This is a genomic window from Mesorhizobium sp. L103C119B0, from assembly GCF_000502235.1.
Classification (GTDB): domain Bacteria; phylum Pseudomonadota; class Alphaproteobacteria; order Rhizobiales; family Rhizobiaceae; genus Mesorhizobium.
In genome coordinates this window covers 1-21,992 of sequence record NZ_AYXE01000030.1, presented here as the reverse complement: position 1 = coordinate 21,992, position 21,992 = coordinate 1, and the positions used below count along the sequence as shown (strand labels likewise).

The following is a 21,992-nucleotide window of genomic DNA, read 5'->3' as shown; positions in this document are numbered from 1 at the left end:
CGCTTCATTCGTCCGTCTCCTTGAGTGGGACAGACTCCACCAAAAACTGGAGGAGCTTCAGGGTCTCAGGTCACTGCTGCTCGAAGGGCCTCCTCTATGACCTTCGTGATCTCTGCTGGTGGTGAAGCAGATGTGTCGCCGCCAAACTTCTCGAAGGCAAGATCGACTTAAACTACCCGCCCTTGCTGCGCTGCGGAACTGTGATGCGGCGGTTGCGTCGCTGCTTCCTTGAGGCCGGAAAAACGAGCGGCCAGACAAAGTTCGAACGCCTGCTTTGCTGTCTTCGGTTCTACCAGAGCCAAGTGTGAACGGGACGCCGGGCGCTGGATTGTGCGCCCCAAAGGATCACTTTGTGACCACCAGCATCAGTACCGCCGTCGTTCCCCCCTACGACGCTGCACGCAAGCTCGGGCGGGAACGTCGTCTGGTTGTGGAGCGGGTTGGCTCCACTGCCATGCTGCCAACACCAACTACGCCCTCACGCTCCCTTGCACTCGTTACTTTGTGCAAACGCTCATAGGGCAGCAACTCCTTGACCCGCGTACCAAGCGCAAAAATTTCTGCCCGCAAATCTTCGCATTCCTGCCTCTGGACTTCGTGCTGCATCTGCTCGGAGGCGTATTGCGCCGAGATGTGCGAGAGGTCCGCGGTCAGGTTCGAAAGGCTCGTCATGTCGGCTTCGCTCTCTTTCAAGAGATCAGAATACCTTTCATCCGCAATCTGCTTTTCGGCCATGGTATCGCTCCATTGAGCCGTCAGCCTGGCGATTTCACTGGATGCTACGCTTGCCTCGTTCGTTGCCGCATCCAGTCGCGATTGAAGACTTTGAATTTCAGATCGCAAACCTCGCATCTCTGCGAGACTGCGTGCACGTTCGGCTCCCGTGTCGTCTTCCATGATGCGTGCGGCCTCTGCCATTTCCGACAGTTTCGCCTGCGCGATCTCAAGCGACTTCTGCAACCGCGTTTCGTCCTTCTCGCTCTTGCCGAGCGCAGCCAGCAGTTCGGAATGCCGCACCGCATCGTTGGCGTGGATCGTCGACAGCTCATCTAGCCTCCGCCTCGCCTCAGCTTCCCGCTTTTGCGCCTTGTCGAGGTCGATCGAGAGTCTGACATGCTTTTCTCGCAAGGTATCGTTTTCGCGCGCCCGTCTATTGGCCTCGGCTGTTCTGGCCGAAAGAGCTTTGGCCGCCTCGCCGAAGTCCGCCTCCCTTATTGCGATGGTATTGGCCGCTTCTACAAGTTCCAGCCTTACGGCGGCGAGCGCAACACGGAGAGCGTCCCTGTCCTGGACCAAGCTTACTTCGCGCTGCTGTATGGCTCCGAACGCGCTATCGTGCTCACGTTGCTTCCTCATCGCATCGTGCAGCTGTTCGGACAGGACCATGTGTTCTCTCGTCAGGTTGGCATTTGCCGCTTCCAGTTCGTTGGCACGAAAGAAGTCCGCTTGAAGGATCTGAAAGAATTCTCGTGTGTAGTGGTGCGAAGTTGCAACCTCCAGTAGCTTGGCTTTGACATCCTCCATATGACCTTCCGCATCCTGAAAGAGCATCTCAAATGAGCTCAAAGCAGCCAGCCGGCTCTGCGTATGCGAAGTTAGCTGGCGAGGGGTTTCATTGGGAGTGCCCTCCGGTTGCAGGGCATTGGTCCCTATTGCGAGGCTGTCTTTCGAGGCACTGCCGTCGTCTGATGGTGACACCTTGTCAAGGTTCAGGGAGATGTTCAAAGCTTCGACTAGCTCTGTCTCGAGTTCCTCGGCGGCTCTTTCCACATTGTCGTAACGTTTGATCAGGTTCGATAGTTTCATGACAAGCTCTCCCCGGCGCACCACTTTGAATTAATGGTTTGGCAACCAACGATTACACACCATATACCGCTCCGGAAACGACGACTACCATGCAAACGACTATATTAGATCATTCTAAAGCAGTACGATCGAAAAGGGGGAGTGCCTGCCTCGGATCAATCCGGTGATCATGCCGCCAAGCAGAACGTCTTCTTTCGGGAGGCGATCAAGGAAGCCTAAACGGCCTCCATTGGCGCGAAGCCGCCGATCATAAGGCGCATACCAGACATTCCGCAGCTGATCGTCCACGTTCGGGTCGTATCATCCCCTTCCACATGGTCGATCGGAGAACAGCCTGCATATACTCTGCGAGGTCGAGTTCGCCGCGCGCCTCGATCTATAATAGAGATCGGGCCTTGGCCGGGCGATCCCTTTGCCCAACCGCAGCATAGCTACAGGCGGCGAGCGGCGCCCTCTCCTCCTCCCCCGCTGGCTCTAGCGGAGTGGATTCTGCCGCGGCCCGTGCAAGGCTTCGCGGAAGGATGCTGTCTCGTGCGCGTCAACGCTTCGCAATTGCCTCCTTCGGTGCAGTTCCGAAGATCAGAGATGGCTGGTTTGTTCCTCAACCCCTTACCGATCAAGCAATGTGCAGCAGTTCGCGCAGCCGGACCGGCAGTCGGGGCGAGGCTTGCAGTTCGGCGCAACTCGCCTCCCATCGATTCAGATACTCGGCGATCGGTACACCTGTGCGGCCGGGCCATCGGTTGAGCGCGCCCAGCGCCTCGACGCAGTCGGGCGCCGCCTCGTACTCAGTCAGGATGGTCCGGGACATTGCTTGAGCAAACGGATTGAGGCCGGGTATTTCGATCTCGCTTCGATGGTCGCCGAACCAGGCAGCGGCGTCGCGGCTCAGCCCCTGGCCGTCCGCGAGCGTGGCGTAGCCGCGGACGATGTTGTCGCGATAGGCCGCGATGGCATCGCCGAACGCGTTGTCGCCGGCAAATGGCGGATTCTCTTTCCAGTCCTTTGCCAAGCGACCGAGACCGCGCAGCGAGAAGGCCTCGACCAACGCTTCCTCGAGCCACTGACAGGGCGGCGCCGGCTTGGCGTCCGCCTGCCAGCTGTTGGCCATGATGTGGCCGAGCTCGTGCCCGAACTGGTAGGCGAGCTTCGACCAATCCCGTTCGCCAATGTCGACAATGATCCACGCCATGCTGCTACCGTCGGGGTGCAGCCAGATCGCCGGCTGCCCCGAAGTGTGCTCGTCGACACGGAGTCGCGTAGGCTGGCGATCGGAGAGCAGGCGGACGCCAACCAGGCAGGCGTGCCGCATCCGCTCGACGACCTGATCTGCCGCGCGAGGAGGCGTGTGGCCCCAGTCGCCGGCGAGTTCGATCGGGGCGGAAAGGAGGGATGAGGACGGAGTAGTCGGTGCCATGGTCGCGTAGCTTTCCCCGAGGGCGTCCCGATCGGTCAACGACGCAGAAATCAGGCTGCCGGCCGCCGAGCCTCCCAAGAGTGTAACGAAATCTCGTCGTCGCACTTCAATTCCTGATGTCCGACCGCCCAGATTTAATCTACCATGCTATCCACCAATGGCGAAGGCTCGGCGAGCAGATAGGGCATCAGGAGTGGGCGAGGCTATCCTTTCCCAAACGCACTGCGGAGAAACTGTGTCAAGCTGGCAGGTGGCCCACGAGACGTCAGTCCGCGCTGACGAGGAAGCTCTTGTTGTCTCAGATACGGAGCGGCACAGCTGGCATCTCTTTGGAGGTCGAAGAAATCTCTGCAGACGGCACAATGGTTAACCACGGTATTAGTAAAAGATCTCGGCCAACAAAATTTTCGACGCCTTGTTCGAACGCTATCTTCCACGGCTACGGCGACAGCGTAGCCGTTAAACCAGCTGCACTCGCGTCCGAAATCCCAACGCGGAAAGCGTGGCTCGAGTCAGGCTCTCAGAAGGAGGCGAACGTTGAATGACAGTCATGACTTCTTGACCGCCGCAATGAAAATGCGGAATAGATACCTTAATGTTCTGGAAGCATCGCTGACCGGAACATTATATGGCGACGCGCCTATTGATCCGTGGACGGGTGGGAAATACGACCCGAACAAGCGTGCCCTCGGGCGGGATTGGCCAGGACTGGCGCAAACCATGATTGGTTCAGCCCGGATGCGCAATTTGCGGTATCTATGCGAAACTGTCATCTTAAATGATGTTCCTGGCGACTTCATCGAGACCGGAGTTTGGCGCGGCGGGGCATGTATTTTTATGAGAGGTATTCTTGCCTCGTACTCGGATACTCAACGTCGTGTCTTCGTCGCTGACAGTTTCGCCGGCCTTCCTCCCCCAAGCCCGGACATCTATGCGGCGGACGCTGTAGATGTCCACCACACGCATACGCAACTGGCGATCTCCCGGAAGGACGTAGAAGAAAATTTCCGCAGATATGACTTGCTTGACGGGCAAGTTGTCTTTCTTGAGGGCTGGTTCAAGGACACACTCCCTAATGCTCCGATACAAAAACTGGCGATTCTCCGACTCGACGGAGATATGTATGAATCAACAATTCAAGCTCTTGACGCGCTTTATCGTAAGCTATCGCAGGGTGGATTTGTAGTCGTTGACGACTACTTCCTCGCCCCATGCGCTCAAGCTGTAAATGAATTCCGGACTAGAGAGGGTATTACCTCGCCATTGATTCCAATCGATGGCTATGCGGTGTGGTGGAGGGTTTCCGAAACTGCCAATCACGATTGACAAGGTTCTTCACCGGGCGACCTCGGCAATATCTTATCGATGCCGGCGCGACGTTCAGCTTCGCGTGAGCGAGAGCCGAACGCGCCAGGATCACCGCTTGCTCGTCGACGCGCGTCGGCTGTCGACCAGTAATTAGGCGCGCCCCATCCAAGCAGGCTTGCCGCATGCGCTCGATAACCTGAACGGCTGAGCGTGCAGCACGTGACCCCGGCCGCCGGCGCAAAAACGATTGCTCCGCTCACGAACAACCGAATCCTGCGGGTTGCCACCGTCGCGCTGTTGGACCCCGCGGATCTCCACCTCGGAGAGATGGAGATCCCTCCTTGCGAGGAATCAAAATGCGAACCTAGCGTGCCTTCACAGATAAGTCAGAGGATCACACCAGCGGCATTCCAGCGCTAGATCCCCCGAAGCTCTGACCGGACTCAGTGCTTTAATATCAGCTTCGCTCTCCACCTGATCCGGCCTAGGCCATAATAGACCCTCTTCCAAAGCCCTCATTCTAGCAGCTCTTCTCCGGTAGATGCGATCTGCCCCGCAACATGGATGGTGGCCACCTCATGGACCCTAGAGTCGAGCAGCTTTCTGAAATAGGCATGTTCAGCGTCAACCGAAGCTTCGATGCTGCAAACAAATACCGAAACAAGTAAACTTAAAGTCTCATCGATAGCGGTCGAGCAAAATGACCAAAGTCTCGTATCAAGGTATCCCGCCTCGCTTGCAAGCCATGAGAGCCGCCTGCGCTTAAAAACATACTTTCCAAGCAGCTCAATTCTATCGTATTCTCCTATATCAAAATTGTCGGAAAGATGATACCTTCCGGAAATTTTAAATATTCTTCTATTCATTCTTCCAGAGCTAATCACCTTCACTAGCGTCAGGGCGTGAAATAGCGCATAGGTCTCTGACAGAGTTTTGGAGTGGTCGGGTGTCTTCCAAAACCCACCGAGCTCTCTTGAGAGATGAAGTCCTGGGTTCAAGTTATGCAAGAAGACGGCAATGTCTGCCTTCGCGCAAATTTCATTTTCTATATCGGAGTGGACGGAAACTGGAGACGAATCGACTAAGAGGATGAACGCGTCAGGAACATGATCTCTTATAGATTGGATTGTTCGAAGAGTCTGAACAAACCTCACCTGCGGCTCCAATACGCCCTGATTTGTGGCCAAGGCAGAAGTGACAACAAATATGTAGGAACTAGTCTCTAACTTTTCCCTTACAAATGGTGAATAGTCACTCGGACTATTTGACTCTTTTTTCCTTCCATCATGAGCGATCCGTGATAGCTGAAGGTTTTCCAAATACGCTGCCATTTGTTGAATTTTGTTGTTTCCCCGGGCCCAGATAAAATGCGTAAATCCAAATGCTTCGTCTGGATTCTGATCCCATCCATGCACGAATTTGCAACGGTTGCTCAATGGAGCCGTTTCCGAAGCTTGTGTCCGCACTAAGACGTAGTTTAATATTGGCTGATCGCCAAACCATCGAGTAAGCTCTCGATTCGCGGGGGCTTGGCACATAGTCGCAATTTGCTCGCCGATTGAACGGAAGAGCGCTGCGTCTTTGTAGCCGATAATTCCGGAATTTGCGCATGGCAAAAATTCCTGTGCGCATGCGGGATCGGCGCGACAGAGTTCGAGCCCGAACCAATTTCCAATTCGGTGCGAGTCGATGACATCAGCAATCTTAGAGGAGGCTAATTCAGGATAAATAGCCTTTTCTGTGGTAACACAGACGCCATTTGCTTCAACAATTGCTTTCAAAGTCGACTCGATCTCAGTATCGATGACTATGTCTGTATCAAGATACAGAATAGGGGAATAGTTTTCGAAAAATGGCGCATCGATGATATAACGTTGCGATATATCTATCGAAGGAACAAGGACGTGATGGAGACGCGATCGATATTGGTGGGGAATATAGGGAAGGATATCACTGAGTGGTCGGTCAGAGAGAACTGCAACGTTTCCATAGAAGCGTCCGATCTCTAACAAGGATGTTAGCATAACGTTCAAGCATTCGAAGTACGTCCCATCACCAAAAGCAACGGTGTATACAAGTGGGCGGAATACCGCAGGCGTTGTTTCTGACGACATTGTTTCTAACTCACTCATTCATTCTTCCGTTGCAGCCGAACGAAGAAATCGAGGTTGTCCTTTAACCGCTGATTGCCTGCATTAAGTTCAAGTGCCCTTTGCCCCCATTCTACCGCACGGTCCATCGCATTCAGGTGCCATGACGCGATGGCGCCGAGGTCAAACAACCGAAACCCCCAGCAGTTCGCGTCGTCCAGATAACTCCCGGTGCGGTGCGTCTTCTCGATCCCATTCGAGCAAGCCCAGAACAGATTGAGCCAGTCCGACTTGCCGTGGAGTTCCTCGGCGAGGTCGAGCCATATCTCTCGCCGGTGCGGCGCTTCCATCCGCGCCTTGTCCAGCCAGGACAAGCTCTGTTCCGGGCGCATACGCGCGATATAACGCATGGCCTCGGCTCGTTCTTCGCCCCACGTGCTTGTCGGTAGGGCAAGGTAGTTCTCAAGCAACTCGACGGCTTGATCGTGCTGGTTGGCCCACATCAGGTCTCGCCCGAGCCAGAAGCAGATTTGTGCGTCGGCGGGGTCTTCCTTGTGCGCCACTTCCATCAGCGGCAGGTAACTGCTCCTTGTTGGCTTGGTAAGGTCCTGCACCTCGAACATGACAATGTCGCTGCTGCTGGCCGTGACCTCTCTCTCTCCCGTGAAGACCAGGGCTTCGTGAACAGGCCTCTTGAAGCGATACCCCCAGCGATGATGAAAGTTTTTCGCTGGCCAGTTGCGAAGTGGGGTCGGGTCGTCGACGCTCGCTCTGTACACTGTCTGACAATAGAGGGCAGTCGTCTCGCGAGTCCAGACAGCCTCGAGCTTTGCCCGCCAGCCGGGTTCAAGGAACCGGTCCATGTCCATTGTGCAGCACACGTCGACGTCGTGCGGGATCAGTGCCATCGCGGCGTTGCGGGCATCGTCGAAACGCCATGGGCGGACCGCTATCCTGTGCACGGTAACGCCGGCCTCGGTCAGCCGTTCCACTGTATCGTCGGTGCTGCCCGTGTCGGCGACAATGCGATAGTCGGCGTCGACGGCCGAATTGGCCCAGCGCTCCGCGTTTGCGGCTTCGTTCAAGGCGATGGTGTAGACAGCGACTTTCACGGCGCTCTGCTCACTCACGCACTGGTGCAAGACTTCGCCTGGCGGACATGCCCGACGGGCCCTTGCGGATAGCCACCAAGCCACCGAGCAGCTTTGCCCGATTCAGTTCGTAGTGGCTGTCGAAGAAGAGGATTTCGGCGAACTGACCGGCAAGCGCGCTCACGCCCAGCGGATCGACCGAGCGCGCGCTGCCGTGCTGCTGGATTTCCCGCAGCAAGTTCTTCGTCAGCGTGATCTTGCCAAGATCCTCGCCCGGCGGCTGCCAGTCGAGGTCTTCGATGAAATACCAGCCGCCCTCCGCGAGCAGCGGGAAGAACTCGCGCAGGGTGAGCTGCTCGTCGAACGAGGCGTGGCTGCCGTCGTCGATGATCGCGTCGAACGAGCGCGGCTCGAGTTTCGCCGCGACTCCGCGCAGATCATCCAGCTTGGATTGGTCGCCGACGAACGACTTGAAACGTTCATCGTTCAGGCGGGAAAAGTCTGTCAGGTCGACGCCGACCACCTGGCAAAACGGAAAGTAGCTCTGCCATAGCGCGACCGAAGGTGTCTCGCTCTGGTTGTCCGCCAGCCTGCGGCAAAGCCCGATTTCCATGAGCCGCCGCATGGCCAGCCTTCTGCCCGACAGCAGGCGATCGTAGACCCTGGCATAGGCATGACGGTTGCCGGTATGCCGGTTCTTGTCGGTATTGAAGCGGTCGGCGAGAGTTGTGAATGATGGGAAACTATCGAGTGGGTTGATCAGCTTCGAGATCAACGGGGCCCCCTCGCCGCCCGGCCGGGCGTCGTTGCGGGCCGTCCACAGGTGGATACCGAACACGCGGGCATCGTTCAGATAGTCGGTCAATTCCGAAATCGGCCTGTCGAACCTGTCGATCTCGGTCCAATCGATTGCGTTGAAGAACATCGGGCTGAATACCCGGTCGCGCAGCTCGGCGCCGGCTACTGTCGCGATGTAGTCGGAGAGCAGCTTCGGGCCGATGTCACCGAACTCCTTGCCGCGCGCTTCTTGGAAACGCTCGAGCGACAATTCGTATAGCGCCCTGAGGTGGCGGCTGTAGGGCTTGGCGTATATGACATTGCCGCAGATGAAGTGGCCCTTGTGTGCTCCCCGCCATTGCAGATTGAAAAAGTGATCGCCGCGAAAGGGGAACGGCCGCAGCAGGATCACGTCGGAATCCATCCACAGGCCGCCATGTTCGTAGAGCAGGGCGTAGCGGAAAATATCGCTGAAATATCTGATCTCGGAGCCGGCGACGATGCGCTCGAACAGGGCCCGCGGCATGACGTCGTCGGCATTGCGGACCTCGATCCCGTGCGGGACGAGGAATTCGAGCTTCTCTGGCGCATAGCTCCACACCCGCACCGGATGGCCAGCCGCTCGCATCGACGTTGTGGCGCCAATCAAGGTACGATGCTCAGCTTTGTCTGACATCACTTCATAGAAGCAGTTGATCTGCGGAAGTGCGGTGTCGTCGCTGCCAAGGAAGGGATAAATCCGCGCGTCGAACTGGCGCGATCGTTGCCGTCGTTCCAGCGGAGAATCGACGTCGCGCAGAAACGGCGCGAGCTCATGAAAGATCTCTTCTGTCGATTTCATGCTGCCGGTGCCGAAGTCCTTACCTTCCAACGGCGCCCGGTTTGCATCACCCATGGCCCCACCGTCGGCGCGGCCAGGCTTGATCCCGGCTTTCGTTGGAGGGGCGCGAAAGGCCGGCGTCGACAGTGTCTGCTTCGTCCCTGGATCAGCCACCCCCGAAGACAGGCGATCCACATCGTCTAGCATCCCTCCCACATCCGCCTCATCGACGGTCGCGATCCAGCACTCGCTGTCGGCAACGCTGTAGGAAATCAGCAAGCGCTTCTCATCGGGATGCCAAGCCAAGCCGGCAGCGAACTCGGCGCCCTTTTCGTTGAAGTAAAAGGGACGGCTCACCTTTTGCAGCAGGTTCATTGCGTCGAACCAAACAAACCGATGCAGGCAGTATCGCCTGTTCTCGGAGGGTCTCCATTGCACCTCATGAATCAACATCAGCCAACCGCCGGCGAAAGGGACCTGTTGGCTTACGCCGCTGAATCGTTGGGCCGCAATTCCAGGAGAGGTCTCGCTGATCGTTTCAGCTCGCTCATCCGCCACCCGAATTGGATCGCCGAAACAGACCAACTGCAGCCGCTCCTCGCCGGCTTCGCCTGATGTGACCTGCGTCATCCATTTCCTGTCGTGCGCACTCGGCCCCGTCGCGGGCAGCACGCGCAGGTCGGTCATCCGGTGGTGGCCGGTTTCGCTGTCGTCGACGCGCATGATGACCTGCTTGCCCTCGCTGTCCGCCAGATCGCGGACGGAGGCCGAGCCCCACAGCTTACCTTTCCAGGCGAACAGACGCAGGTCCTCGACGCCGGCCTCGCGCATGTTTGTCGGCGGCAGCATCTCGGTTGTCGATCGGACGGCGAGCCCATTGGTCAACCGCAGAAGGAAATTCCGAGCGAGGATCGCCTCGCCGCCTTTCGTCCGGAGATGGACGCCGTCTTCGCTTGTGGTGTAGTTCACCGCTGCCTGAGCAAGCACAATCTCCTTGCCCAGGCGCGCCACCGAGGCGCTTGACGGCCTGTAGCCCTCGGGCGCAGCGAAAACGATCGGATGAGCGCTGAACGACGGCATCGTTGTCTTGGCTGGCTGCACATAGAAGAACAGGTTGGACCACGCGAGATCCCTGGGTCCATCGCCGATACTACGGTCCAGCGCTAACCAGTTGCACGTCGCGAAACCGCGATCCTTGCGCACCGGGTCGCGCGCATAATTCGCCGCGATCGCATACTCTTCGCGCAGGCCTGTCGTGTAGACTAAATCCTCGAGGAACAGGATGTCCTGCTCCGGCCGCTTGATCGCCAGCCCTGCTTCGGAGAACAACACGCTGGCGTCGTTCATCCCCTTCTCGCGGTAAAACCGTGCCAGGTCATAAAGTGGCTCGGCGCGTTGCGGCCGTTGATTGAAGGCGGTAAGCGCCTGTTGAACAAAGCCAGCCTCGTCGCCGAGTTTGCGCAGGCAGCGCGCCTCCTGCAGGCGGGCATTCCACGCCTCCTCGTCCCAGCCGCCCATCGCGGCACGCTTGGCGTAGGCCACCGCCGCCTCCGCCGTCCGCCCAGCGTCGCGGTAGGACTGCGCCAGGTAGAACCAGTAGCGCTGATTTTCCGGATCGTTCTCAAGGGCGTCCAGCAAAAGCCTGGCATCACGCTCGAACTTGTCCACCCGGTTCGAGCCGCTGGCGTGGTCCTTGTACCAGGCACCCCTCAGTTCCTGCACGCCACCGGGCACGTCGAGATATTCGTGGGTCACGCCATGGTAGCGGGCACCGGCGTCGCGTTTGACAAGGCGCGTGTTCCAATAGGCCAGGCCGGAATCCGACCGCTGCAACAGCCGGTAGCCCGGGCCGTCGAGCCCCTCGCGGAACCCCGTATCCTCAACCATCAGCTCCATGTCGGCATCGTCGAACAGCAGATAGTCATAGGCGAGCGGCGAGGCATAGGCGTGATCGAGCGCGGCGTTGCGGGCCTGCTCGAAATTGTGGAACGGGAACTCATGCAGCTCGCCAGGCAGGTTGTGGACGGCAAAGAACGCCTTGATGAAATCCTGGGTTCCGTCGTTCGAGCCGGTGTCGCCGATGACCCAGCAGTCGATGTGGTCGACAACCGCCCCGAGACAGCGTTGAAGGTTCGCCATCTCGTTCTTGACGATCATGTTAAGGCAGAGGCGCTTACCGCTTGTCATATGCTGACTTTCGACCCCCATGACTGCGGGCTGAAGCGGTTACATTTGTGCCATGGTGCCGTCGGGACAGGGATCCGTTCCAGTGCGGACTTATCCGGCCTTCATGTCCCATGCACATTTTCCCCTGCCTCGGCCATCTGGATGCTACCTCAGCGTGATCCATTGTTAGCCAGCACCTTCCGCCGCAGCAAGGGTCTCGCGGTCACCTTGGGCGAGGCTTTGCGAATTGCCCTGTAGGCTCGATCGCTACGTACACCCCCGCCGCGATATCAAGCGTTCGTCGATAACGAAGGTGGTGTATCTTAAGCCCCGGATTTTTCGATGCATTTGGCCGTATCCGCGCCATCTCGATGTTTTCCAAGGTAGTAAATCGTGGTTCGGCAATTAACAAATTGTAAACAGGTTATTTACAAGTTGCTAATTTTATAATTTACTAATGTCTTATCTATGGGAGGGTTTCCGTGGACCGGGCAGTAGGCCTGTCGGTTCGCGCTGTCTGCGAAGCCAGGAGAGTATCTGGAGCAAGTGCCACTTCGTGCGTGAGGGCGCAGAAAGTGTTTGGCGCAAGGAAGACGTCATCCAACGTTTTCCCAACCTGATGTTCCCTCGCAAGTAGTCGATTTCCCTCGCAAGTTGACACGCGTGTTGGGAGTTGGCTGTGGTCGGTGTGATACCAAGTGCGAAACGATGCGTCCGCAACGCAGGTTTCTGCTTCGATCAATCCCCCAATTATCTGCACCTGGCCGCCAGCAAAGATTGCCTGGCGCTTGATGAGTATTGCTCGTCGCCCTGCACGGCGCCCGTTGGTGTGCGGAGCTGCTGGCTGCTCAATGCACGCGGCTCGAGCGCCGGTAGAAGCTGCGACCGGCCTCAGCTGGCGCGGGCGCTCGGCAGCGATAGAAACCTAGGCACGAAACAAGACAAACGGCGGCGCAGCCGCTGCCGACCGAGGAGGAAATCATGAGCTATATAACGGGGTTTGCGGTCATGGAAGTTGCCGTGAGAGGCGTCTTGCCCATCGGCGACACGACCGAAAATGTGCCATATTTTATCCTGGACACGGCCAAGAGCGCCGTCGTCGGTCAGGTCATTCTTCCCAAGGCCGTCAAGCGAAGCCTCGCGGTCGCTGTCACCGTCAAGGTTCCGGCCGCAGCCGGTTCATTGGCGATTGGCACGTTTGACGATGGCGGGAATTTCCAGGCCTGCAGCTTCCTCCGCGTAGAGAGCCCCGCTGTCGAACATCCCGACGGCGCCGTCGGACCGTCCGGAAGATGAGGCCTCTCAAGCCGCTGATCCCGAGCGCTCGCCGGCCAGGCCGGTGGGCGGTTTCCGCTTGAACTGAGTTCGAAGCCAACAGGAGCCAGTCATGGCCCGTGCCTCTGAAATTCTTTTTGTCGATCCTTCAGTCTCCGACCTGCAGACGGTTCTCGGCAACGTGCGCCCCGAGGTTCAAGAGATTGTGCTCGACGGCCGCTGGCCGGCGGCGCGGCAGATCGCTGCGGCGCTCGCAGGGCATGAAGGGCTCGACGCGATCCATATTATGGCGCATGGCGCGCCTGGCCGGGTTAGCTTCACAGCCGGAGAGTGGTCGGCCGCCACCCTGAAGGAAGATGCTGAGGATCTTGCCGCAATCGGCAGGGCGCTTGCCGCGGACGGTGAACTGCGGCTGTGGAGCTGCGAGACGGCATCGGGGGTTGCGGGCGAGACCTTCGTAACGGCGCTGCAAGAGGCCATCGGCGCGGACGTTTGCGCATCCAGGTCGCTGGTTGGCGCAGCCAAGCTGGGTGGCTCATGGGAGATGCCCGAAAACTCGGCCGGCTCGCGCTTGCCGCCGATGACATCGGTTGGCGTGGCGGCCTACACTGGGGTCCTGGCAGGGGGCAATTTGACGCTCACTGGTACTGTCTCATCCGGAAGCAGTAAGAGCATCAATACATTTTACATTATCGATACAACAACCAACACCGTTGTCGGCAGCTTCGTTCTTCCATCCTCCGCTAATACTGTTGCCCCTAATTTTGCTATAACGATTTCGATCCCAGATACTTCGCATGACTATGCAATATATGACAGCGGCTTTAACATATATGGCACGCTTATACACGCTGGCGGAACTGCGTTCGCGTTCAGCCCCGATTCTACCAACAACGGCAAAAACGGTGATACATTTGTTGGCGGCAACCTGGCTGTTACGAGCCAAGGCGCGACAGGCCCGGCAGGCCCCACCGGTCCGACCGGAGCCACAGGCGCGACCGGCGCGGGTGCGACCGGCGCGACGGGCGCCACAGGCGCGGGTGCGACTGGCGCGACAGGTGCCACGGGTGCTTCAGGCGGGACCGGTGCAACGGGTGCCACTGGCGCCACGGGTGCTTCAGGTGGGACTGGCGCGACGGGCGCGACAGGTGCTTCGGGTGCGACCGGTGCAACTGGCGCGACCGGCGCCACGGGCGCTTCTGGTGGGACTGGCGCGACGGGTGCTTCTGGTTCGACCGGTGCAACGGGCGCCACAGGTTCGACCGGCGATACCGGAGCGACTGGCTCTACTGGTTCAACCGGAGCCACAGGTGCGACCGGCGATACGGGAGCGACAGGTGCGACCGGCGATACGGGAGCGACAGGCTCAACCGGAGCAACCGGTGATACCGGAGCTACAGGTGCAACTGGCGATACGGGAGCGACCGGCGCCACCGGCTCTACTGGTGCGACTGGCTCGACTGGTGCGAGTGGCTCGACTGGAGCAACAGGCTCGACCGGTGCAACCGGCTCGACCGGAGCAACAGGTGATACCGGGGCGACCGGAGCAACCGGTGCAACGGGCGCGACTGGTGCAACCGGAGCCACAGGTGCGACCGGCGATACGGGCTCGACAGGTTCGACCGGCGCCACCGGCTCTACTGGAGCGACTGGCTCGACCGGAGCCACAGGTGCGACCGGCGATACGGGAGCGACAGGTTCGACCGGCGCCACCGGCTCTACTGGTGCGACAGGCTCGACCGGTGATACCGGCGCGACCGGTGCAACGGGCTCGACCGGCGCGACTGGTGCTACCGGCTCTACTGGAGCGACTGGCTCGACCGGAGCCACAGGTGCGACCGGCGATACGGGAGCGACAGGTTCGACTGGTGCAACCGGTTCCACCGGGGCGACTGGCTCGACCGGAGCAACCGGTGATACCGGCGCGACCGGTGCAACGGGCTCGACTGGCTCGACTGGTGCAACCGGAGCCACAGGTGCGACCGGCGATACGGGAGCGACAGGTTCGACCGGCGCCACCGGCTCTACTGGAGCGACTGGCTCTACCGGTGCAACCGGCTCGACCGGAGCGACGGGTGCCACCGGCGCGACTGGTTCAACTGGTGCAACCGGAGCGACCGGAGCAACCGGAGCAACAGGTGATACCGGGGCGACTGGCTCCACTGGAGCGACTGGCTCGACCGGAGCGACGGGCTCAACCGGAGCAACCGGTGATACTGGAGCGACGGGTGCCACCGGCGCGACTGGTGCAACCGGCTCGACCGGAGCAACAGGTGATACCGGGGCGACTGGCTCCACTGGAGCGACAGGTTCGACTGGTGCAACCGGTTCCACCGGGGCGACTGGCTCGACCGGAGCAACCGGCTCTACTGGAGCGACTGGCTCTACCGGTGCAACCGGCTCGACCGGAGCAACCGGTGATACCGGCGCGACCGGTGCAACGGGCTCGACTGGCTCGACTGGTGCAACCGGAGCCACAGGTGCGACCGGCGATACGGGAGCGACAGGTTCGACCGGCGCCACCGGCTCTACTGGTGCGACAGGCTCGACCGGAGCTAATGGCTCGACTGGTGCTACCGGAGCCACAGGTGATACCGGGGCGACAGGCTCGACTGGTGCAACGGGCTCTACCGGCGCGACTGGTGCGACCGGCGCCACAGGTGCAACTGGCGACACGGGAGCCACAGGTTCGACTGGTGCAACGGGCTCCACGGGAGCAACCGGTTCGACCGGAGCTACTGGCTCGACTGGTGCAACAGGCTCTACTGGCTCGACCGGAGCGACTGGCTCAGCCGGATCGACGGGTGCGACCGGAGCGACCGGCCCGGGCGGTGACACAGGTGACCACCACCATGGCAATAACGGCTTTGGCAACGGAGATCAGGATGCACCTGGCAATTCCGGGAACCATAACAATGCCGAAAACGGCCCTGGTCACAAAGCCAACGTCACGACCAATACGCTGGGCCTAAAGGACTCGACGCAGTTCCTGCAATCCGGCTCGACCGACAGTGGTGCCGTCAGCCATGCGTCGTTCCGGCAGCTTGTTGGCCTGGCGGCCAGTTCGGTGACGACCGACCTCCTGAATGTCCTCAACACGATCAGTGGATTTGTTCAGAACCAGAACAAGCCGTTAGGTGCGAGCACCGACCTGATCTCGGACAAGACCAAGCAGGGCGCCGGCTACGCCAACACCGACGACACAGTGAAGAAGGCTCTGAAGGATATTCTGAAGCCGCATGAGTGAGCAGTGAGTGAACCTGGACAGGAACTGGTCCAGATCGAAACCAGGCGCGCGGGCTTCGCTGGAAAGCGGACCCGCGCGCTGATCATTCCAGGTTGTTGGCTTCCCGACCATGGTCAGCCACCATGACCACACAGGACGAAACGTACGCGCGGACTTCGCGGGAGAGCGGAATTCGCGCATTCATCATCTTCAAACAGGGATTGGCATGAGAGTCGCGTGGCCGGTCGGTTCGAAGTATAATGCGGCGTTGCCGGAAACCTCGGCAGAAATACCTCGGCTTGGGCATTTTCGAACCCTCGCCCTGCGTACCGGATGAGAAGTCCATGGGAAACGTGCCCGTAAACGCCGAAAACCAGCCGGTCTCAATCCGTGCCGACGCCGAAGGCGACGTCGCAGCGCGCCAAGCGGGCAGCCACAACGCGGCGGCGCGGACCCCCGGCGGTCCCGCCGAGCGCAACCAGATCGGGCCACGCCTCAAGGCAGTACTGCAGGCCGCGCGTTATCATGGCGTCGAACTGGACCACAACGAATTCAGGACAGCGAGCGCGGTTCCGACCGCTACCGATCTCTCCGAATGGGCGCAGACCGCCGGCATGTGGGCGCGTGCCCTGCGTATCCGCTGGTCCCATCTTTTGCGCTTCCAGGATACCGGACCGGTCGTGCTGTTGTTCAGCGATGGCGGCGCGGCCCTCCTGACCGGAGCGAGTGGGGAGCGCAATGTCGTCTTCCTCAAAAGTGCCGACGCACCGGACGACGGTGAGGCCACCGCCATCGACGAGCTTCGGCTGTCGCGGGTGTGGACGGGCGAGGCGGTGCTGCTGCGCGCGACACGGTCGCACGTCGCTGCGGATGCGCCTTTCACCCTTCACTGGCTCACCCAACTGGTGCGGCTAGAAAGCCAGCCCCTGCGCGACATAGCCATTGCGTCGTTCACGCTGAGCATTCTGACCATCCTGCCGCCACTCATCGTAATGACGCTGGTCAACAAGGTGCTGCAGTTCAACAGCATCTCGACTTTGCTGCTCTTGTCTGCGGTGATTGCCGTGGTCTTCGCCTATGAGACACTTCTTGGCCATGCGCGGCGACTGATCATCAACGTCGTCGGCGCCCGTCTGGACACCAAGCTGCAGTTGCACGTCTTTAGCCGGCTCTTGCGCCTGCCGCTCGACTATTTCGAGCGTCATCCGGCCGGCGAGACGATGTATCATCTGGCCCAAGTCTATCGTATTAGGGAGTTCCTGACCGGAAAACTTCTCAGCACGTTCCTGGATCTGATCACACTGTGCGTGCTGATACCGGTCATGTTCTACATCAACGCCACGCTCGCCTGGGTGGTAATGGCGTGCGCGGCCGTGATCATGCTGATCATCCTTGCCTTTCTCAGACCGCTGCGCCGCAGATACCAGCGAGTGGTTGAAGCGGAGACCTGGAAGTCGGCAGCGCTTGGCGAAACTGTCGTCGGCATCAAGACAGTGAAGGCGCTCGGCCTCGAGCCGCAGCGCAAGGCGCTCTGGGATGAGCGCGTCGCGGAAGCCGGAAAGGCTCGCCTCGCCTTCGGGCAGCTTGCAAGCTGGCCGCAGACGCTGGTCACGCCGATTGAACGCGTCATGGTGCTCGGCACCATGCTGATCGGCGCCTATCTCGCATTGAACGACCGCTCGGGCTATATGGTTGGCAGCCTGTTTGCCTTCATGATGATCTCCCAGCGCGTAGCGCAGCCGCTGGTCGGCCTGGCCCGACTGGTTGAAGACTACGAGGAGGTCGGTGCAGCTCTTGGCGAGGCGGCCTCGGTTCTCAACCGGCCGCTGGAGAGCAGTTCGAATTCCACAGGCCTGAGACCCAGGCTTGTGGGCGAGGTCACTTTCAGCGACCTGACATTCAGCTACATCGCTACAAAGACACCGGCGCTTGACCGGGTCAGCTTCCACATTCCCGCCGGCAGCATGTTTGGCATTGTTGGGCGTAGCGGTTCGGGAAAATCAACGATCGCGCGCCTCCTACAGGGAATCAACCGCGACTACAGTGGCTTCCTCAAACTTGATGGCGTCGACCTCAAGGAGATCAACCTACGCCATCTTCGCCAAGGGCTCGGCGTGGTCCTGCAGGACAATTTTCTCTTTCGCGGGTCGATCCGCGATAACATCATCGCCGGTCGTCCAGGCCTGACGCTTTCCGATGCCATGCGTGCCGCGCACCTCGCCGGCGCCCAGGAATTCATCGAGCGCATGCCCAATGGCTATGACACGTATATCGAGGAAGGTTCGCCCAATTTGTCAGGCGGTCAAAAGCAGCGGCTGGCGATCGCACGCGCCCTCATCCACGACCCGACCATTCTCATCCTCGACGAAGCGACCAGCGCGCTCGACCCGGAGAGCGAGGCAGTGGTAAGCGCCAATCTTATGCGCATCGCCAGCGGCCGCACGATGATCATCGTTTCGCACCGGCTGTCCTCGCTGACAGAATGCGACAACATCCTGGTTATGGATCAAGGTAAGGTCCTTGACGTCGCGCCGCACGCGACACTGCTCGAGCGCTGCGCGCTCTATCGCCAGCTGTGGTCGCAGCAAAACCGGCACCTCGACGGCCGTCATGGCCGCCCGGTCGCCATCCCACCGCGGTTGGTTTGACGATGCCACGACTCAGATGCGCTTCAGGTGGTCCGGTAACCCATGAGTAGCACCTCTCTCATCACCCTCCCCTCTCGGCGGCATCGGATGGAAACGAGGGATCTGACGACGCCAGCCATACTCGAATTCCAGTGGCCGTCGACGGCTGTCGCCAATGCTCCCATCCCGCAGGCGGCGCGGCGCATCGTCTGGATCATCGCGAGCCTGGTCATTGCGCTGATCGCCGTGGCCGGACTGATACCGGTCGATCAGGTTGTAACGGCCAGAGGACTCGTGGTGTCAAAATCACCCAACATGGTCGTGCAGCCGCTGGAGACGGCGATCGTGCGCTCGATCGACGTTCGTGAGGGACAGCACGTGCAGGCCGGTCAGGTGCTTGCTCGCCTCGATGCGACCTTTGCCTCTGCCGATCTGGCGGCGCTCGCGATGCAGGTTTCGACACTTGAAGCTGAAGTCGCGCGGTTGAAAGCGGAAGCGGACGGCCGAGCCTTCAATTATGACGGTCTCGACCCAAGCTGGACCTTGCAGGCATCGATTTTTGAGCGCCGCAAGGCGGTCTATGACGCCAAGGTCGAGAATTTCGACCGGCAGCGCGACGAACTCAGTTCCGTAGTCTCGCGTTCGCTATCGGATGCAGATGGCTACCGTCAGCGACTCGCGGTCGCCGGCTCGATTGAGCAGATGCGCAAACAACTCGAAGCAAGGCAGGTTGGCAGCCGCCTCAATACGCTTCTTGCCGAGGACAATCGCGCTGAAATGTCCCGGGCGCTCGGCAATGCCGAGCAGACCGCGCAAGCCGCAAAGCTCCAGCAGGCGGCGGTGGCCGCCGAGCGCGACGGCTATATTCAGGGCTGGCGAGCGGATGTTTCACAGAGCCTGTCCGAGGCCAGTTCGCGCATGTCGGACGCCCGTGAACTTCACAACAAGGCAAAGCTGCGTAAGCAATTGGTCGAGCTGAAGAGCGAAGCAGACGCGATCGTTCAATCCGTGGCCAAGGTCTCGGTCGGTTCGGTCCTGCAGTCCGGCGAGCGCTTGATTACGCTGGTGCCGGCCAACGCGCCGCTCGAGATCGAGACAAACATCGTCGGCCGCAGCAGCGGCTTTGTGCATATCGGCGACCCGGTGGTCATCAAGTTCGATACCTTCCCCTATTCGCAATACGGCCTTGCTCATGGCACCGTGCGGACGCTCAGCCCTGATTCCTTCTCTGCGCGGGATCAGGCGCGCGATCCGAACAGCTCCCTGGCCATGCTGCCTTCGGACGCCGAACCGTTCTATCGCACGCGGATTTCCATCGACCAGGTCGCCCTCCACGGCGTGCCTGCCGGTTTCACCGTGAGCCCTGGCATGCCGGTGACCGCCGACGTTAAGGTCGGCCGCCGCACAGTGCTCAAATATATTCTCGGTGTGATGCTCCCGGTCGGCCAGGAAGCCATGCGGGAGCCATAGCGCAGGTGTTTTCGGAGGCTCGGATCGATGACAATCCTGGATCGGCTGACTGTCTTGGCCTCCCCGGCGGCAGCGTTGCGCCGAGCGATCCAGCTCTCTGACAGCGGCAAGCCCGCAGAAGCCTTTCCGCTGATGGCGACCGCGGCGCGCGCGGGGATCGTCGAGGCCGAGTACCGGGTCGCGCGTTGCTATCTCGAAGGCTCGGGTGTGCCGCCAAGCCGTATGGAAGGGGCGCGATGGCTGCTGCGGGCAGCCAACCACGGGAGCGCCGATGCGCAAGCGCTGCTCGCTGCTCTCTACCTGACCGGGCTGGTGGCTAAGGAAGGCGACGGCAAGGGCTCCGAATCCGACCAATTGTTCATGGCGGATTCCTCGGGCAAACCGGACTTCACAGCGGCGTTCGATTTTGCCACCAAGGCGGCTGAGGCGGGCTCGGCCACCGGACAGGCGATCCTCGGCTATATACTTACCAGCGGTCCCAAGGCAATGCGCAATGCAGATGCGGCGCACCGATGGTACGAGAAGTCGGCTTCTGCCGGCTGCGCCGAGGGGTGTCTCGGCTTTGCCCTGTCGCTCGCCCGTAGTGGCAAACGTGAAAACAGGGTCAGGATTGCAAACGAGGTAAGACGCGCCGCCGACGCCGGTCTGCCGACCGCAATCTACCTTCTCGCGGTCCTTACCGAGCACGGGCTCGGCGTCGTACGCGACATGGACGCAGCCGTTCAACTCTATCAGGCTGCAGCAGAAAAAGGCCTTCCCTCCGCCCAGTTCCGGTTGGGACTGGCACTGATTGATGGTGCATTTGTCGACCAGGACATATCTGCTGGAGAGGCGTGGATGCGGCGCGCTGCGTTGGCGGGCAATATTGAGGCTGCCTATCTCCTTGGCGACCGCTATGTGAAGACGCAGCGGCCGGATTTTGCAGAATCCGCAAACTGGTATCGGCGGGCGGCCGAAGCGGGCCATCAGGCCGCCGCCCGCGCTTTGGCCTCGCTGTATTTGACGGGCAACGGCGTGGCTCAGGATCTCGAAGAAGGGGCACGCTGGCTACGCGCCGCTGCACTTGGCGGCAATCAGGAAGCACAGGTCGATCTCGCCAATCTTGTTCTCGAAGGAGCCGGCGAGCCGGATGATCGTGCAAGCGTTGCCGGATGGTTCGAAGCGGCCGCTTCATCGGGGGACCTGATCGCCGCATTCAATCTTGGGCTCTGCTTCGCCAATGGCGTTGGCGTCCGCCAGGACGAGGGCCAAGCGGCGCAATGGCTAAGGCGCGCGGCTGAAGGTGTCGCCGAGGCGCAATATATGTACGCCCGTCTCCTGCAAGATGGACGCGGCGTGGTGACCGACCTATCGCAGGCCCGCCTCTGGTTTGCTCGGGCGGCCAATGCCGGCCTGCTCGACGCCCAGGTGGCGCTTGCCGAGATGCTGCTCAATGGCCGCGGTGGCGCGCGTGAGCCAAAGGTTGCTATGCAGCTGTTCCAGGGGGCAGCCGCCGACGGCCACGCCGGGGCGATGTTTGCACTTGGTGCGCTGTACGCAGCCGGCCAGAGCCTACCGATCGACCAGGCGGAGGCGCAGAAATGGTACGCCGCCGCTGCTAGACGTGGGCATGGCCAAGCCCAACTCATGCTCGGGCGTTATTTCTCAAGGGGTATCGCTGGGGAGCGCGACCCGGCAGCCGGTCGCCTATGGCTTGAGCGCGCGGCGGTACACGGCATTAGTGAAGCGGCCGACGAACTTGCCGAACTCGCCCCAGGTTGAGACCCGCATAGTGCGAGCGCGCCAAACGCATGTCAGCCACCAATGAGAATCCAGCGGGTTCTAGGGGTTGTGTGCGTCAAGTTCTGCAAAATGGGCGATCATGAAACTGGTCATGCGGCTTGGCGTAGAGCGAGCTTCTTGTGCTCGCGCAGATCATC

General features: G+C 60.2%; 11 protein-coding genes and 1 pseudogene. 7 read left to right on the top strand and 5 right to left on the bottom strand.

All coding sequences use genetic code 11. The features are described from left to right. Nucleotides 1–387: 387 nt before the first annotated feature. Together X728_RS138090 and X728_RS0136425 are read right to left on the bottom strand one after the other, a co-directional pair. On the bottom strand, nucleotides 388–1,806 hold the full coding sequence (locus X728_RS138090) for a hypothetical protein (RefSeq protein ID WP_023833129.1): 1,419 nt from the start codon (nucleotides 1,804–1,806) through the stop codon (nucleotides 388–390). A 616-nt stretch (nucleotides 1,807–2,422) separates the two neighbouring features. Then, nucleotides 2,423–3,223: a hypothetical protein gene (locus X728_RS0136425; protein WP_032898257.1), complete on the bottom strand. Its 801-nt coding sequence runs from the start codon at nucleotides 3,221–3,223 to the stop codon at nucleotides 2,423–2,425. A 537-nt stretch (nucleotides 3,224–3,760) separates the two neighbouring features. Between X728_RS0136425 and X728_RS138100 the strand changes: the two genes are divergently transcribed. Then, nucleotides 3,761–4,549, top strand: coding sequence for a TylF/MycF/NovP-related O-methyltransferase (locus tag X728_RS138100; protein WP_245266223.1), 789 nt, complete (start codon nucleotides 3,761–3,763; stop codon nucleotides 4,547–4,549). Nucleotides 4,550–5,046: 497 nt separating this feature from the next. Here the strand turns inward: X728_RS138100 and X728_RS1000000170665 are convergent, their stop codons facing one another. From X728_RS1000000170665 to X728_RS1000000168015, 3 genes are read right to left on the bottom strand one after another with little or no spacing between them, the layout of a single operon-like run. After that, on the bottom strand, nucleotides 5,047–6,663 hold the full coding sequence (locus X728_RS1000000170665; RefSeq protein WP_155924049.1) for a hypothetical protein: 1,617 nt from the start codon (nucleotides 6,661–6,663) through the stop codon (nucleotides 5,047–5,049). Further along, the gene (locus X728_RS138110; protein WP_196815118.1) at nucleotides 6,660–7,733 is read right to left on the bottom strand and encodes a glycosyltransferase; all 1,074 of its coding nucleotides are present in this window, start codon (nucleotides 7,731–7,733) and stop codon (nucleotides 6,660–6,662) included. Before X728_RS138110 ends, X728_RS1000000170665 begins: the two co-directional genes overlap by 4 nt. Before the next feature lie 10 nt (nucleotides 7,734–7,743). Continuing rightward, nucleotides 7,744–11,466 carry a glycosyltransferase gene (locus tag X728_RS1000000168015; protein ID WP_023833122.1) on the bottom strand — a complete coding sequence of 1,241 codons (3,723 nt, stop codon included), beginning with the start codon at nucleotides 11,464–11,466 and terminating at the stop codon, nucleotides 7,744–7,746. Nucleotides 11,467–12,456: 990 nt separating this feature from the next. Between X728_RS1000000168015 and X728_RS138115 the strand changes: the two genes are divergently transcribed. The 6 genes and pseudogenes from X728_RS138115 to X728_RS138130 all read left to right on the top strand — a co-directional run bounded on the left by X728_RS138115 (nucleotide 12,457) and on the right by X728_RS138130 (nucleotide 21,834). After that, nucleotides 12,457–12,771, top strand: coding sequence for a hypothetical protein (locus tag X728_RS138115; protein ID WP_155923361.1), 315 nt, complete (start codon nucleotides 12,457–12,459; stop codon nucleotides 12,769–12,771). Nucleotides 12,772–12,862: 91 nt separating this feature from the next. Continuing rightward, a pseudogene (locus tag X728_RS1000000171880) lies at nucleotides 12,863–13,309 on the top strand (DUF4347 domain-containing protein); the annotation flags it as partial. Between the two features lie 2,508 nt (nucleotides 13,310–15,817). Continuing rightward, a complete protein-coding gene (locus X728_RS1000000171170; RefSeq protein WP_023833120.1) occupies nucleotides 15,818–15,997 on the top strand; it encodes a hypothetical protein in 180 nt (59 codons plus the stop codon). 323 nt (nucleotides 15,998–16,320) lie between these two features. After that, the gene (locus X728_RS138120; protein ID WP_023833119.1) at nucleotides 16,321–18,624 is read left to right on the top strand and encodes a peptidase domain-containing ABC transporter; all 2,304 of its coding nucleotides are present in this window, start codon (nucleotides 16,321–16,323) and stop codon (nucleotides 18,622–18,624) included. A 42-nt stretch (nucleotides 18,625–18,666) separates the two neighbouring features. After that, nucleotides 18,667–20,073 (top strand): HlyD family type I secretion periplasmic adaptor subunit, encoded by a 1,407-nt coding sequence (locus X728_RS138125; protein ID WP_031196106.1) that lies wholly within the window; start codon nucleotides 18,667–18,669, stop codon nucleotides 20,071–20,073. Nucleotides 20,074–20,148: 75 nt separating this feature from the next. Next, nucleotides 20,149–21,834 carry an SEL1-like repeat protein gene (locus X728_RS138130; protein WP_245266221.1) on the top strand — a complete coding sequence of 562 codons (1,686 nt, stop codon included), beginning with the start codon at nucleotides 20,149–20,151 and terminating at the stop codon, nucleotides 21,832–21,834. Nucleotides 21,835–21,992: the final 158 nt, after the last annotated feature.